We start from the raw sequence: 13,263 nt of genomic DNA, 5'->3' as shown, positions 1-13,263 counted from the left end.
GTCCGGGCTTTAGTCGTTGGGCTCGTCGGCCCACTTTTCGATGGCGTGGGGCCAGGCGAATTTGGAGACGAGGAACCAGAACAGGGCGGCGACGATCGAGAAACCGGCGTGGTAGGCGAGGCCGATCGGCATGAAACCGAAGAGGAGCGTGGTGTTGCCCCAATTCCACGAGTCCTGATGGAGGGCGAAAAGGATCACGAAAGTGATGATGGAGATGAGGACGGGCGGTTTCATGATTTTGGAGTGCGGTGGCAGAGTGAGTCTTCGAACGGCGACACCGCTTTGGTGGCGGGCATTTTGGGGTTCGAAGGGTGAATTGGGAGTTCTGCGTCAGGCGGGAGTTGGTTTGGGGAGAGGGATTGGAAGGGTGGCTCGCAAAGCGGTGTCGCCGCTTCGCTCTGCCACCGCAGTCCAAGTTACTTCGACTTGATCGCGTAGAGGTGGGTCATGGTGGCGACGTAGAGGACGTCGTTGGCGACGATCGGGCTGCTGTAGATCGGGGCGTCGAAGGTGTAGAGGCCGAGCTCCTTTTTCTCGCGGCCAGCGGCGAGGATGTGAACCTCGCCGTCTTCCGTAGGGAGGAAGACTTTGCCATCGGCAACCAAGGTGCTGCCCCAGATGCGGGACTGCGTTTCGTGAACCCAGAGCTGCTTGCCGGTCTTGATGTCGATGCAGTGGAGGTCACCGTCATACTCGGCCTGATAGATGAGGCCGTCGTGGATGCTCGGGGTGGAAATGGAGCGACCGATGTCCTTGAAGGTCCAGACGGGTTTGCCGGAGGCATCGAGACAGGTGAGGATGCCAAGTCCGTCGCCGTGTTCGGGGTCCTGGCCGGTGACGGCGTAGACGTGGTCTTCATAGACGACGGTGGTGCCGATGATTTCGGAAGGGCCCTTGAAGGTGGCGTATTTGATCGGTTCACCTTTCGGATCACCTCCTTTGAATCGGTATTCGACGGGGTTGGCGTCGTAGCTCCAGATTTCCTTGAGGACGTCGAGTTCCTCATCCTTGTCGAAGGTCGGTTTGGGTTCGTACGCGTAGGCAAAGCCGTCGCCGCCACCCCAGACGATGCGGTCCTTGCCGCCGAGCTTGCCGTAGGCGGGGGAGGACCAGGAGGCGTGGAGAACGCGCTCGGAAACGCCGGAGAGTTCCTCGCCTAACAGCGTGCCTTTTTCCGCGTCGAGAGCGACGAGGGCGGGGGCGAGGGGTGCGGGGATATTGGTGTGCGACCAGTCGACGCCGTTCGAAGTGGCGGTGTAGACGATGCCATCGACAACGACGGGTGAGCAGGAGGAGACGTTATGAGGGAAGACGCCGAGCTCCTCACGCATGTCGTAAATCCAGAGGATGTCGGCGGATTCGGGGCCGAGCTCGTAGGGGGCGGCGGGATCGGCGGTGGAGTATTTGGCCTCATCCTTGAAGGGGCCGTCGTTGCCGTTGCTCATGCCCTTGGTGTCGAGGCAGATGACTTCGCCACGGTTGGTGACGATGTAGGCTTTCTCGCCGACGACGGCGGGAGATGAGCAGAGGCCGACGTATTCCCAGTCGGAAACCTTGCCGGCGCCGAGCTTGGGGATGACGAGCTGCCAGAGGAACTTGCCGGTCTTTTCATCGAAGACCATGAGCACGCCACGGTCGCCTTGCTGTTTGGCGTCGCGTGGGACTTCGTTGTTGGTGCCGACGTAGACGCGGCCGTCGGCGACGACGGTGTTGCCGTAGGTTTGGGAACCGAGCTTGGCGGCCCAGAGGATGTTCTTGGCTTCGCTGAGGTCGACTTGTTCGTCGTCGCCGATTTCGCCGGGATTGATTTCGGTGGGAAGGTTGCTGGCGGTGCCGACCATGTTGCGGTCGGGGCTGCGTCCCCACATGGGCCAATCGGCTGCTTGTGTCGGGAGAGCGAGAGTGGTCGAGAGAGCGAGAAGATAGTGCGGAAGTTTCATGAGTTGGCGGCCGGTTATCAGTTGTCGGTTAACAGTTATTGGGCGGGGCGTTTGCTTTGAAAGGGGTTGAGGAGGGTTTTGAGTTGTTTGGAGGCGGCGGGGGTGAGGTTGTAGCGGAGTTGGAAGTCGCCGGAGATGTAAATGATCTCGTCGCAGCTGAAGCAAATCAAGGCGTGGTCCTTGCTCCAGCCGCGTCGCCAGTTGAGGGACCAGTCGGGGTGGAAGCCACCGCAGGTTTTGTGTTCCTTCCACTCGGTGAGGTTGTCGGAGTCGGCGATGATCTGGCGGAGCTTGTCGGTCGTGGCGGGGTCGAGTTTCTGATCGGGTTTGTAGAAAAAGAAGCCGGTGATCTGCTGGGTGTCTCTGCGTTGGGCTTCGGCGCTGAAGCGTTCGGTTTCCTTGGCGGGGTGGGGGAGGCCTTCGGAGAGGCCGAACTTTTTGGCTTTGGCGAGGGCGAGGCGGGCTTCTTCGGAGGCGTCGACGGGGAGGTCTTCGTGCGGGTGCGCAAAGAGGGTTAGGGTTGTTAGAAGGAGGATGGAGAGGATGCGGAGCATCTTTGGCGTGCGGTGGCAAAGTGAGGAACGAACGGCGACACCGCTTTGGTGGCGGGGTCGACGATTTGAATGGTGGGATGAGGTTTCTGTTTCAGGCGGGAGTTGGTTTTGGGAAGAGATGGTGGAAGAGTGGCTCGCAAAGCGGTGTCGCCGCTTCGCTCTGCCACCGCAGTCCAAAGAGAGGGCTACTTGGCGCTCTCCAGTTTGATGTTGTCGACGTAGACGCGTTTTTGAGCCTGTGGGGAGAAGGCGAAGACGGCGGGGGCGCCGTTGGGGTGGCAGTGCTTGACGGGGACTTCGATGGTCCAAGCCTCCGGCTCGTCATCCTCACGGGGCCAGACTTTGGCGAAGACCGTGCCGGTGCCGTCGCCGTTGGGCTTCACATGGGTCTTGAGGGTGTACCAGGTGTTGGGCGTGATCTTGAATTTTACCGACTGGCTGACGCGCTCGTAGTTCGAGGAAACTTCGAGGATCTGCGAGTTGCCGACGAGCGCGATGAGGTAGCGCTGGTTGACGAGTCCGACGCTCGACATGATGCGGCGGTTGCCGTCGGTGCAGACGTCAGCCTGGAGGACGTAGTCGCTTTCGTCAACGTGGCCGAAAAAGTTCATGGTCCGCTGGAAGAGAACGTTGTCGAGCCGGTTGGCGAGGACTTTGGAGCCGTCCTTTTCGAGGACATACCATTTGATGCGGGCGCCGAGCCATGGGAGCGGCGGGAAGTTGACCTTTTCTCCTTCCGGTGAGTCCATGCTGAGCTCGATGTCCTCGAAGTCCTCGCTGTAGCCGGGCCCGGCGACGACTCGTCCGCGGGTGGTGGCGCTCATGCCGTCGAAGGTGGCTTTGAAAGCACCGGCGGAGAGTTGGGCGTCGGGGCCGGCGGTGAGGGTGCTGTCCTTGAAGCTGGCATCGACTTTGGCCTTCACTTGGGCCGAGGGTGGGATGAAGGCTTCCCAGGACTCGGGAGTCACTTCCTTCACGCGATTGCCATACTGATCGAGACCGAAGACTTTGAAGGTTTCGGAATCACCCGGTTTGAGGGCGAATTCGTTGGGGATGATCTGGAGCTGAGTGATCTCGCCGGGTTCGGGTTTGGGTGTGTTCTTGACGGTGAAATACTTCCCTTCTTTGACTCCCCAGCAGTGAATCTTCGATTTGGTGAAGAGGTAGACTTTGCCTTCCCAAATGGCCGGAGCGCCGAGGCAGTTTTCGGTGAGTTTGACTTCAGAAAGGACTTCGGCGCCGGTGTCCCCGGGCTCGACGACGTAGAAGTGGCCATCGAAGAAGGGGACGTAAAGTTTGCCGTCGCCGTAGGTCGGAGAGGCGTGGATCTGGTCGGGGGCGAGCTTCTTGCGCCAGAGGGTCTTACCGGTTTCGGGGTCGTTGCAGAGCAGTTCTCCGGTGGCGATGGTGGTGTAGAGTTTGCCTTCGGCGAGAACGGGCGAGGAGGTGAAGGCAGTGATGTCGTCGCTGCGCCAGACTTCCGCGTCTTTTCCGAGGACGAGCGGTTCCTTGCCATCCGGGTAAGTCGTCGGGATCTTGATGCAGACCATCCGACCGGTGGTCGAGGCGTCGAGATTCTCAGCCCCGTGGACAGCGACAAGTTTGTCGTTGCCGAGGAGAATGACCTGCGAGTTCACGCCCCCGGCGGAAACGGGAAAGCGCCAGAGCGGTTTGCCGGTGCGGGCGTCGACTCCGTAGACGTTGCCATCGCCACCGCCGGCGTAGAACACGTCGTGCCCACCGAGCTTGGCGAAGACGGGCAGGGCGAAGGAGGAATCGACCGGGCGAATGCCGGGGGTGGAGTCCCAGACAGGTTCGCCGGTGATTTTATCAAAGGCGTAGAAGCGGTCAGCGGCGGGTCCGGTGAGGCCCCAGTTGGCGGTCACGCAGTGAAAGATGACGAGGTCGCCGAAGACCGCGGGCGAGCCGGTGCGGCCGTTGGGGAAAGTGAGGCGGCCGTATTCCTCAATGAGGGAGATTTCCCAGAGCTGTTTGCCATCGCGGGTGAAAGCGACACAGCGGCCGTTGGAGGTCTGAAGGTAGACGTTTCGGGTCTCAGGATCGACGATGGGGGCGCCGATGCCGTAGCGGTTGTAGACGACGTCGGAGATGTAGTCGGAGAAGCGGTGCTCCCACTTTTTCTCGCCGGTGACGGCGTCGAGGCAGAGCAGGGCTTCCTGGGTGTCCTCGCCTTTTTCGCCGTAGAATCCAAAGGCGTAGAGGAGTCCATCGGCGATGACCGGGGTGCCGGCTCCCTGGATTTCGTAGGTCCAGAGTTCCTTGCCGGGCTGGAGGTCGGAGGGGAGGGCTTTTTCGGCGGATGCCCCGGTTTGGGACGGGCCGCGCCAGTTGAGCCAACCGGTGGCATCGGCATGAAGCTGAGGAGTGGCCGCCAGAGCGGCGAGGAGGGCGAAGGTGGTAAAAGGTTTCATTGGAGCGAAATTCTAACTTCTAGGTCTTAGGTTTCAAATGAGCCCGAGTCGGGTTTGGCGGGGACGGGGGACATTTGCGCTGATGGTGACGGGTTTTTCTTTCGAGGGAAGGGAGAAGGTTTTTTTGGGGGATAGGCTGCTAAAGAATCGAGAAATTCGGCGGGGAGGAAGGAGCCAGATCGCCCCTTCCCCCTTTGATCGTCCCGTTAGAAGGTCGTGCTGACGCGAATGCCGAATTGCTGCGGGTCGGCGGGGGCACCGGCGGCGATCTGCGGGTTGATGAAGGTGTAGTAGTTCGCGTCGAGCAGGTTCGTCCCGAAGAGGGCGACGGTGAAATGCTCGGCGACATAGCCGATCTCGGCATCCCAGGTGATGGTGGCGTCCTGGCTGAAGAGGGCGGTATTGGCGGAGTCGAACTTGGTGGGTCCGAAGGCGCGGGCGGAGCTGCCGACGTAGAAGCCACAGTCAAATTCGTAGCGGACGCCGAGGCTGCCGGTGTATTCGGGGACGAAAGGAACCTGGTTGCCGTTGTAGTAGACGCCGGGAGTGAAGGGGTCGGCGAAGGAATCGAATTCGGCGTCGGTGTAGCCGATGCTGCCGCGGACGGTCAGGCCATCGACAGGTGCCCATGCGGCATCAAGCTCGACGCCCTTGGAGGTGACTTCATTGGCATTGAGGATGAAGAAATCCGTCGAGCGGAAGGCGAGTGGCGGTGAAAAATTGACCTGATAGTCGTCGATCTGGTCGTAGAAGGCGCGGACGCCGACGCGCAGATTGTAGGCCGGGCAGTCGTAGTTCAGGCCAATCTCGTTCGACCAATTCTGCTCGTCGTCGTAGGCGGCGACGGCGGGATTGTCGACGTAGGCGGAGTAGCCGGCGGGCTTGATGCCGAGCCCGGAGCGGAAGAAGCCTTCGAGGGCAGGGTGGAAGGCATAGGTGATGCCGGCGACGGGTGAAACGTAGACGTCATCCTGCGAGCCGATGACGTACTGGTCGGCTTGGAAGGGCGCGCGTTGCACGCGGTCGATTTCCGTATCGTAGTAGTCGATGCGGAGTCCGGCGTCCAAGCTGAGCTGCTCGGTGGCCTGCCAGGTGGTGTTGGCAAAGGCGGCGAGGTTGAGTTGCTCGATGTCGAAGTTGGTGATTTCGGTGAAACCGGGGAAAAGCTGACGGGAGGCGACGCCGACGTTGTCGGTCCAGAGCTGGAATAGTCCGGCGCGCCAGGTCAGCGGGGCGTCGTCATTCGAGGTGAAGCGGATTTCGTTCGAGATGAGATCCTGCCGCTGAGTGATGATCGAGCGGGCGTCGGATCCGCCATTGATTGCGGGGTAGGAGAGGTCGAGATCGACGGTCGAAGGGTCCATGTTCCAGGTCTGGTAGCTGGAAATGGTTTCAATCCGGCCCCAGTCGAGGTCCTTGCGCGAGTGGAGCGAGGTCTGGTAGCGCTCGAGGTCGGTCTGACCACGGAAATCGGAGAAGTCGGTGTAGGGATCGGGGCTGAAGAGGGAGGTCAGGCGCTGAGAGCCATCGTCGATGAATTCCGCAGAAAATCGCAGCATCAGCTCGAAGTCGTCGCTGGGATTCCAGTAAAGCTTGAGGAGGCCGCCCGAAGCTTCGCGATCGTCGGTATTGTCACCGAGGTAGGCATTGCGAATGAATCCATCCCTCTGGTCGTGAAAGAGTTGGAGGGAGTAGGAAAAGTCGCCACCGAGCGAGCCGGAGTTGAGCAGGTGGAGGCCGAGGTGGTTGTAGGAACCGTATTCGGCGGTGAGTTTGGTGAACGGGGTGTCGGTGGCTCCGGGGGTGGTCATTTCGACGAGACCGGCGGCACCATTTCGGCCGAACCAGGGGCCCTGGGGACCTCGATAAACGCGGAGCTCCTGAAGGTCGAGGAGCTCGGAGGGGTAGGAATAGGCGTCGCCGAGTGGCACGTCATCGACGTAGAGGCCGAGCGCGGGCGGGCCGAAGAAGAGGGTATTGGTCGAACCGCGCATGGCGACGACCTGACCGTAGCCACGGGAGTCGGCGGAAACGACGTTGAAGCCGGGGACGAGGCCGGTGAGGTCGGAGAAGCTCTCGGCTTGGAAGAGGTCGAGCGAGTCTTGGGAAAGCACGCTGACGGCGGAGAGGTTATCCTCGGCGCGTTCGGCTTCGACAATGGTAGCGGGAAGGGATTCGAGGTCCTGCGCCGCAGCGAGAGAACTCAGAATGGCGGTCGTGGCGAGGGCGATTCGGGTGGTGTGCATTCGGTGGGAGTTTGGAAGAGGTGGAGGATGGGTCAATCTTTCGCTGGCAGCTTGAATCGTTTTGCATTAAATGCCGTAGCCAAATCCATACGCCTATGAGAATCCAATATTACCCAATAATTGCCGCGAGTTTCGTCATCAGCTCGTTTTCCTCAGCCGACGACGTGAAAGGCTGGCGAAATGGAGGCAACGGACTCTTTCCCGAAGCCAATCCGGCGCTCGATTGGAAGGATGGATCGAAGGTGAAATGGGAGACGCCGATTTCCTCACGGAGCAATGCCTCGCCGATTGTCGTGGATGGCAAGTTGTTCCTAACAGCGGAGCCGGCGACGCTGATTTGTGCGGATGCGGAGAGTGGTAAGATCCTGTGGGAGAAGGGGAATGAATACAGTGACCTCCTGGATCTGACGCCGGAGGAGCGGGCCAAGGCGGATGAAGCGAAGGCCAAGGCGGCGGAAGCGGCCAAGAAGGCCGAGCCACTGGAGCGCGATCTCTACCGCGCGGAGCGGCAATTGCGCCGCAAGAAGGGGGATAAGGCGCTTGAAGGAAAAGTGGCAGAACTGAAGAAACAGATCGCGGCGATCGTGGGAGAATCCGGATCGGGCCCAGCAAGCGAACAGAAGCCGAAAGCTCATGATACGAACGGATATTCGTCCTACACGCCGGTTTCCGATGGAAAGCACGTCTTCGCCTGTTTCGGCATCGGTGTGGTGGTAGGCTATGATTTCGATGGCAAAAGGATCTGGCACAAGCGCCTGGAAAATCCGGACCACAGCTGGGGTGGTGCCAGCTCACCGACCCTCGTCGATGGCAAGTTGATCGTGCGCTTCAAGGATTACCACGCGCTGGATCCGGCGACGGGTGAGGAGCTGTGGAAAACGCCAAGCGAAGGCGTGGTGTTCAACGCTCCGGCAAACTTCGAGCTGGAAGGGAAGTCGTTTCTGATTACGTCGCGCGGTGAATTGATCCGGGCGGACGATGGAGAAAAGTTATGGTCGGCAGGCTATGTCAATAAGTCGAAGGAATGGAGCTTCATGAATACCCCATCGGTGATCGGCAAGCGCGTCTACTTTGCGCATGGCAGCGAGGGAGACCAGGGCGATGCCTATTGTTTGGAAATTCCATCGACGATTGAGGCGATGGATAAGGATGGCTTGAAGGAAATCTGGCACACGCAGGTGGCGAAGAATCGCTACTACTCATCACCGCTGGTGGTGGATGGTGTGGTGCATCTGATTTCACGCGACTATGACATGCAGGCACTCGATGCGGCGACGGGGAAGCTTCATTATGAACAGAAGGTGAAAGGTCTGACCGGAACCGCCTACCCGAGCCTGACCCTGGCAGGTGAGGTGATCGTGGTGGGAGCCGAAGATGGTCGCGTGGCCTTCGTGAAGCCTGGCAAGGTCTTTGAAGAGATCGCCCGCACCGAGGTGAAGCCTTTCCGGAGCTCGGCGATCTTTGCGGATGGCGTGGGATACCTGCGGACCCAGGAGTCGCTGATGGCCATCAAGGCCGATTGATTGAACCGTATGGGATCGCGCCTTTTCGTCGCCATGGCGATGCAGGGGCGTTTCTACTCTTCCCGGCTTCACTCCCCGCTTGCCGCGGCGCATTTGCGGGATAGGGTCAGTGACAATGAAAGTGCCCGCATTCCTTTTTGCCGTAACCGCGATGGTTGGCAGCTCCCTTGCTCAGGATTGGCCTCGTTACCTGGGACCGGATGGGAATGCGCGGGTCGATGGCAAGATCTCGACCGACTGGGCATCGAAAAAACCGGTTGAGCTCTGGAAAAAACAGCTGGGCGCGGGCTGCACAAGCTTTGCGATCGTGGACGGCAAGGCCGTGGTGATGGGCAATGATGGTGGCAAGGATACGGTCTGGTGTCTCGAGGCGAAGACCGGCGATGTGATCTGGAAATACGAGTATGAAGAAGAGCTTCAGCCGAAACTTTATGCCGGTGGTCCCAATGCCACGCCCACCATCGATGGCGACGTGGTCTACACCCTGAGCAAAACGGGCAACCTGTTCTGCCTTTCCATGGCTGACGGGAAACCCGTTTGGCACAAGCACTATCAGTCAGACTTCGGCGGCACCGCCCCATCATGGGGATACTCGGCTTCGCCGATTGTTAGAGGATCGGTATTGTATTGTCTGCCCTGTGCGAAGGACGAGGCGGTCTACGTGCTGAACGCAAAGACGGGTGAAGTGGAGTCCAAATTCGGTGGAAAGACCAAGCCCGGATATGCGGCACCGGTATTTTTCGACTATCAGGGCACCCCGGCAATGGCCGGCTTCTATGGTCGCGAGTTGGTGGGTTACAATCTGAAGACCGGCAAGGAACTCTTCGAATTCACCTGGCGGACATCCTACGACATCAATGCAAGCAACCCGCAGTATCTCGACGGAAACATGTTCCTGGCTTCTGGTTATGGCATGGGATACGCCGTGATCGACGTCACGAAAAGCAAGGCGGAGGTGCTCCACAAGGAAGAGGACACGCGCATGATTTTCCAAAACAGCATTCTGATCGATGGCGATATCCTCGGTGTCTTCGGCGACAAGAACATCGATGCCGAGCTGATCCGGATGGACTTGAAGTCCGGGAAGATTCACTGGCGTGAAAGCATGCCCGGTACTCGCGGGAGTTCGTTGATGGTGGGAGACACGCTGGTGATCCTATCGGAAAAGGGGGACATCATTGTCGGAAATCCGGCAAAGTCCGGTTGGAAGGAGCAAGGGCGTGTGACGCCGCTCTCTGGGCTCTGCTGGGCTCCCGTCGCCTATTCCGACGGCATGATTTTCGCCCGCAGCAACAAGGGCGAAGCGGTCTGCTTGAAGGTGGACTGATATTCGAACTGCTCCCGATGATCTCTCCGCGGCAGCGTGAAAACGGGAGTGATCGACGATGGATGCCGGTCCGGGGCTCGCGACAGGGAGCGAACGCCATTGATGAGACGGAACTCAGGGTGCCTCCGGGGGGGCTCGTGGAGGGACTTGATCACACTTTGGCGGAACTCAGCCGCGAGATCGAGACGGTCCATGGTCTTTTCGAAAAATGTTAGAGCGTCCTTTCCGGAGCCGCAGGTTCGCGAAACCGCCTGTCTGTAGGAAGGAGCGATCTGGAGCAGCAATTCGGTTTGTCCGGCCGCTGTTGGGAACACCGAGAAGATGGCATCAATCGTCGCGGGCGGTGTCTTTGACCGCGGATAGGCGCTGGTCATTGCTGAGCCCTGAAATCAGGCCGATGACGTCCTGCGCCGCCTCGGCATCACCTTCTCGTGCCGCGAGGCCCTCGAAGTAAGGGCGATGGAACCTGAGCGACGCTCGGCCGATCGCAGGCTAGAGCCGGGGCAGGAGCGGAAGTCAGCGCGGGAATCGCAGATTCCAACAGAACCCGCCAATCTAACAGACGCTGTTTTGGACAGCAGTTCGTGCCGCGAGCAAAGTGCCCCCACGGTCCAGGTCCTTGCCGACGTTGGACGGTGCCGGCCGCCGACGGATTAGTAGCCGCCTCGGCGCTTGTCTTTCTCATTGCCCACGGCATAACCAGTCGCTCCGCCAACGCCTGCTCCAATCGCAGCGCCTGCAGCAGTGTTCCCTGACTGATGGCCGATGATGCCGCCGGCCGCGCCACCGATGAGCGCCCCCGTCGTTGCGTCCCTCTGCGCGTTCGAGTAGCCCGGTCCGCAGTTTGACAGCGCCAGGGCAGTCGATGCGATGACCACGGACTTGGAAAACCAACGGATGATATGAATTTTTCTTTTCTCCATGCCCTCTCTATTGCCCGAAACGTGCCGATCTTGATGGGAGTCGCAACGCCTTCATTATCAGTGTTAGTTGTTGAACGCCCAGACTGAGGAAGCCCTTGAGGGGATGCGATGCGCAATCACTCGGAATGCATCACGCACTCGTCAGCTGCTCGGCAAAATTGGAACAATGCAATCATCACCCTAATCGGTCGCCCATGTCCGCGGTCAACGTGTCACCCGTCTGCTCGGAATACCGTCACGTCGATCTCGTCGCCGCCGGCCGAGGTCCCCGACAAGCAGTGCTTGACTCACGTTAGAAGAGCATCAGGGTTTCATCATGAAGGTATCCGTTAGTCGTCTTTTTCTGCTCGGTTCGGTTCTCGTTTCCACGTGGCTGCTGAGCGGGTGTTACTACGATCCCAATGCTTCTGGCTACCCACCGGGAGGAGGTTATGGTGGCGGGGGGGCTTATCCGCCGCCACAGTCGAACAAGGCCTACAACAGCGGAGTAAGCTACGGACGTCAGGACGCCAGACGGGGGCTTGCCCGCCAGGCCAGCCGGCATTGGAATGTGGTCCCTCCTCCGAGTAGGGAAGCCTTCGCCAATGGATACAACGTCGGCTACCGGAACAGCGGCGGCGGGGGAAGTGGAGGCGGTAGTCAGGCTCAGCAGGCATACAGCCAAGGTCAGCGGTACGGAGCCAGCGATGCTCGTCGCGGGTTGGCGCGCCAGGCCAGTCGACACTGGAGCGTGGTGGCACCGGCCTTCCGTGAGTCATTCGCTCATGGATACAACGCGGGCTATCTGGGGCGCTGAGCAAGGGGGGGCAGAGATCAGAGGTCAGTCCTTGGATTGTGCATTTCCCGGAGTGGTGATGACACATCTAGGAATCGATGCTGACCCCAGGCAGGAGATTTAGAATGAAAGGGCTGACACGCATGGAGCTGCTTTAAGGGCAATGGTTGCCCCACCTGCCAGTGGCATGACCGTCGCGGTCATGAAAGATAGACCTCAACAATGCTTACTCCCCCTGTATTCTCCAGGACAGCACAGATTCATGACCAATGATCATGACACATCACCTTCCCGACTCCTCCTTAAAGCGGTGCCCCCCGGGACTGACCAGCGATGCCGAAGACCAAGAGCCACAAAGAGCTAGCGAAGCGAATGAGCGAGGCGAGCAACAAAAGAGGTGTCAGGTGAGGAATGGCACTGTTTTAAGCCGGACCTCGGGATAAAGAGTGGCCGGAAATCCGCTGGTCCTGTTAGATCCTGTGTGACCAAAAACCAACCGTTACTCAGCGGATTCCCGACGCAGCTTTGTGGCTCCGCCAAGCGCCGCCTGCAAGATATTATCGCCGCCACACGCCGTGCCCTGGCCGACTCCTCCATCGCGACTTACGCGATGCAGTTCTCCCATGTCCTGCCGGCCGACTTCCTTCACGGCCTGTCGGTTTCCCGGCGGATCAGGCAGTATTGCAACGTCACGGTCTTCTGGGCCTGGCTCGCCCAGATCCTCGAAGCCAACGCCTCGCTTTCCAAGGGAGTGAGCCTGATCCAGGCGTGGTGTGAGGACGCCGGACTACCTGCTCCGGGCAAGGACACCGGAGCTTACAGCAAAGGCCGGGGACGCCTCCCCATGAAGTTCCTCGAAGCGGTGAACAGACGGATCAACGACCGGTTGAGCACCCGGATCCGGCCCGAAGACACCTACCGGGGCCATGTCGTCAAGTCGATCGACGGCAGCTCGGTGGCCCTCGACGACACCGAAGAAAACCAGGCCGAGTTTCCCCAGCCCTCCAGCCAGGATGTCGGCTGCGGTTTTCCGGTCATGGGCATCATGGGCGTGCTCAACCACGCCCACGGCGGATGGGAGGACTTCGCGGAAGGCGAGCAAAGCGCCCACGACGCGCCGATCTACCGCAAGCTGCTGCACTGTTTCAATCCAGGCGACATTCTCTGCGGAGACCGCGCCTTCTGCACCTACGAACTCATGGCCACCTTGCACGAACGCAGCGTCCACACCCTGATGCGCCTGCACCAGGCGCGGCACCGCAGCCTCGACTGGCGCCGCGGCCGACGCATCGGCAGCAACCAGCGTCTCGTCATCTGGAAGAGGCCGGCGCAACAGCCCTCAGGCAGCACGCTCAACGCCGAGGAGTGGGCCGCGCTTCCCGAGGAGATGGAAATCCGGCTCATCCGTTTCTGGTTCGAGGACCGCGATGGCAAGAAGCGCCGCATGGTGCTGGCCACCACCCTGACCGACCACGAGAGCTACGATTGGCTCGAGCTCTCCGCCCTCTACGCGCAGCGCTGGGACATCGAGTTGAAGCTGCGT

The 13,263-nt window shown here is 60.1% G+C and carries 11 protein-coding genes; 4 read left to right on the top strand and 7 right to left on the bottom strand.

Annotated features, from left to right (window positions below; all coding sequences use genetic code 11):
- Positions 1–9 precede the first annotated feature (9 nt).
- The 5 genes from ACFQY0_RS19750 to ACFQY0_RS19730 form a co-directional block, all read right to left on the bottom strand.
- Positions 10–234 (bottom strand): DUF3311 domain-containing protein, encoded by a 225-nt coding sequence (locus ACFQY0_RS19750; protein WP_379716262.1) that lies wholly within the window; start codon positions 232–234, stop codon positions 10–12.
- Positions 235–416: 182 nt separating this feature from the next.
- Positions 417–1,940 (bottom strand): outer membrane protein assembly factor BamB family protein, encoded by a 1,524-nt coding sequence (locus ACFQY0_RS19745; RefSeq protein WP_379716259.1) that lies wholly within the window; start codon positions 1,938–1,940, stop codon positions 417–419.
- A 35-nt stretch (positions 1,941–1,975) separates the two neighbouring features.
- On the bottom strand, positions 1,976–2,494 hold the full coding sequence (locus tag ACFQY0_RS19740; protein WP_379716256.1) for a hypothetical protein: 519 nt from the start codon (positions 2,492–2,494) through the stop codon (positions 1,976–1,978).
- Positions 2,495–2,679: 185 nt separating this feature from the next.
- A complete protein-coding gene (locus ACFQY0_RS19735) occupies positions 2,680–4,926 on the bottom strand; it encodes an outer membrane protein assembly factor BamB family protein (RefSeq protein WP_379716253.1) in 2,247 nt (748 codons plus the stop codon).
- Positions 4,927–5,132: 206 nt separating this feature from the next.
- Positions 5,133–7,172, bottom strand: coding sequence for a TonB-dependent receptor (locus ACFQY0_RS19730; protein ID WP_379716250.1), 2,040 nt, complete (start codon positions 7,170–7,172; stop codon positions 5,133–5,135).
- Between the two features lie 95 nt (positions 7,173–7,267).
- Here ACFQY0_RS19730 and ACFQY0_RS19725 point away from each other — a divergent pair, with 95 nt between their 5' ends.
- Together ACFQY0_RS19725 and ACFQY0_RS19720 are read left to right on the top strand one after the other, a co-directional pair.
- Entirely contained in the window at positions 7,268–8,695 is a 1,428-nt protein-coding gene (locus tag ACFQY0_RS19725; RefSeq protein WP_379716247.1) for a PQQ-binding-like beta-propeller repeat protein, read from the top strand.
- A gap of 115 nt (positions 8,696–8,810) precedes the next feature.
- Positions 8,811–10,022: an outer membrane protein assembly factor BamB family protein gene (locus ACFQY0_RS19720; protein WP_379716244.1), complete on the top strand. Its 1,212-nt coding sequence runs from the start codon at positions 8,811–8,813 to the stop codon at positions 10,020–10,022.
- On the opposite strand, the gene ACFQY0_RS19715 is transcribed toward ACFQY0_RS19720, so the two are convergent.
- Positions 9,956–10,396, bottom strand: coding sequence for a hypothetical protein (locus tag ACFQY0_RS19715; protein ID WP_379716241.1), 441 nt, complete (start codon positions 10,394–10,396; stop codon positions 9,956–9,958). The two genes, ACFQY0_RS19720 and ACFQY0_RS19715, sit on opposite strands and share 67 nt — an antisense overlap.
- A gap of 279 nt (positions 10,397–10,675) precedes the next feature.
- Positions 10,676–10,945 (bottom strand): glycine zipper domain-containing protein, encoded by a 270-nt coding sequence (locus ACFQY0_RS19710; protein WP_379716238.1) that lies wholly within the window; start codon positions 10,943–10,945, stop codon positions 10,676–10,678.
- Positions 10,946–11,261: 316 nt separating this feature from the next.
- Between ACFQY0_RS19710 and ACFQY0_RS19705 the strand changes: the two genes are divergently transcribed.
- Positions 11,262–11,741, top strand: a complete 480-nt coding sequence (locus ACFQY0_RS19705) for a hypothetical protein (protein WP_379716235.1) — start codon at positions 11,262–11,264, stop codon at positions 11,739–11,741.
- A gap of 460 nt (positions 11,742–12,201) precedes the next feature.
- Positions 12,202–13,263: IS4 family transposase (locus ACFQY0_RS19700; RefSeq protein WP_379716232.1), on the top strand; the 1,062-nt coding region annotated here is incomplete at its 3' end.

It is taken from the genome of Haloferula chungangensis (genome assembly GCF_042664875.1).
Classification (GTDB): domain Bacteria; phylum Verrucomicrobiota; class Verrucomicrobiia; order Verrucomicrobiales; family Akkermansiaceae; genus Haloferula; species Haloferula chungangensis.
This window is presented reverse-complemented; position numbering and strand designations above follow the sequence as displayed.

What these genes read in the sequence shown, in the direction of transcription:
- ACFQY0_RS19715 (WP_379716241.1), bottom strand. Translation starts at nt 10,396, where the DNA reads ATGACCAGCGCCTATCCGCGGTCAAAGACACCGCCCGCGACGATTGAT.
- ACFQY0_RS19740 (WP_379716256.1), bottom strand. Translation starts at nt 2,494, where the DNA reads ATGCTCCGCATCCTCTCCATCCTCCTTCTAACAACCCTAACCCTCTTT.
- ACFQY0_RS19750 (WP_379716262.1), bottom strand. Translation starts at nt 234, where the DNA reads ATGAAACCGCCCGTCCTCATCTCCATCATCACTTTCGTGATCCTTTTC.
- ACFQY0_RS19730 (WP_379716250.1), bottom strand. Translation starts at nt 7,172, where the DNA reads ATGCACACCACCCGAATCGCCCTCGCCACGACCGCCATTCTGAGTTCT.
- ACFQY0_RS19745 (WP_379716259.1), bottom strand. Translation starts at nt 1,940, where the DNA reads ATGAAACTTCCGCACTATCTTCTCGCTCTCTCGACCACTCTCGCTCTC.
- ACFQY0_RS19720 (WP_379716244.1), top strand. Translation starts at nt 8,811, where the DNA reads ATGAAAGTGCCCGCATTCCTTTTTGCCGTAACCGCGATGGTTGGCAGC.
- ACFQY0_RS19725 (WP_379716247.1), top strand. Translation starts at nt 7,268, where the DNA reads ATGAGAATCCAATATTACCCAATAATTGCCGCGAGTTTCGTCATCAGC.
- ACFQY0_RS19705 (WP_379716235.1), top strand. Translation starts at nt 11,262, where the DNA reads ATGAAGGTATCCGTTAGTCGTCTTTTTCTGCTCGGTTCGGTTCTCGTT.
- ACFQY0_RS19710 (WP_379716238.1), bottom strand. Translation starts at nt 10,945, where the DNA reads ATGGAGAAAAGAAAAATTCATATCATCCGTTGGTTTTCCAAGTCCGTG.
- ACFQY0_RS19735 (WP_379716253.1), bottom strand. Translation starts at nt 4,926, where the DNA reads ATGAAACCTTTTACCACCTTCGCCCTCCTCGCCGCTCTGGCGGCCACT.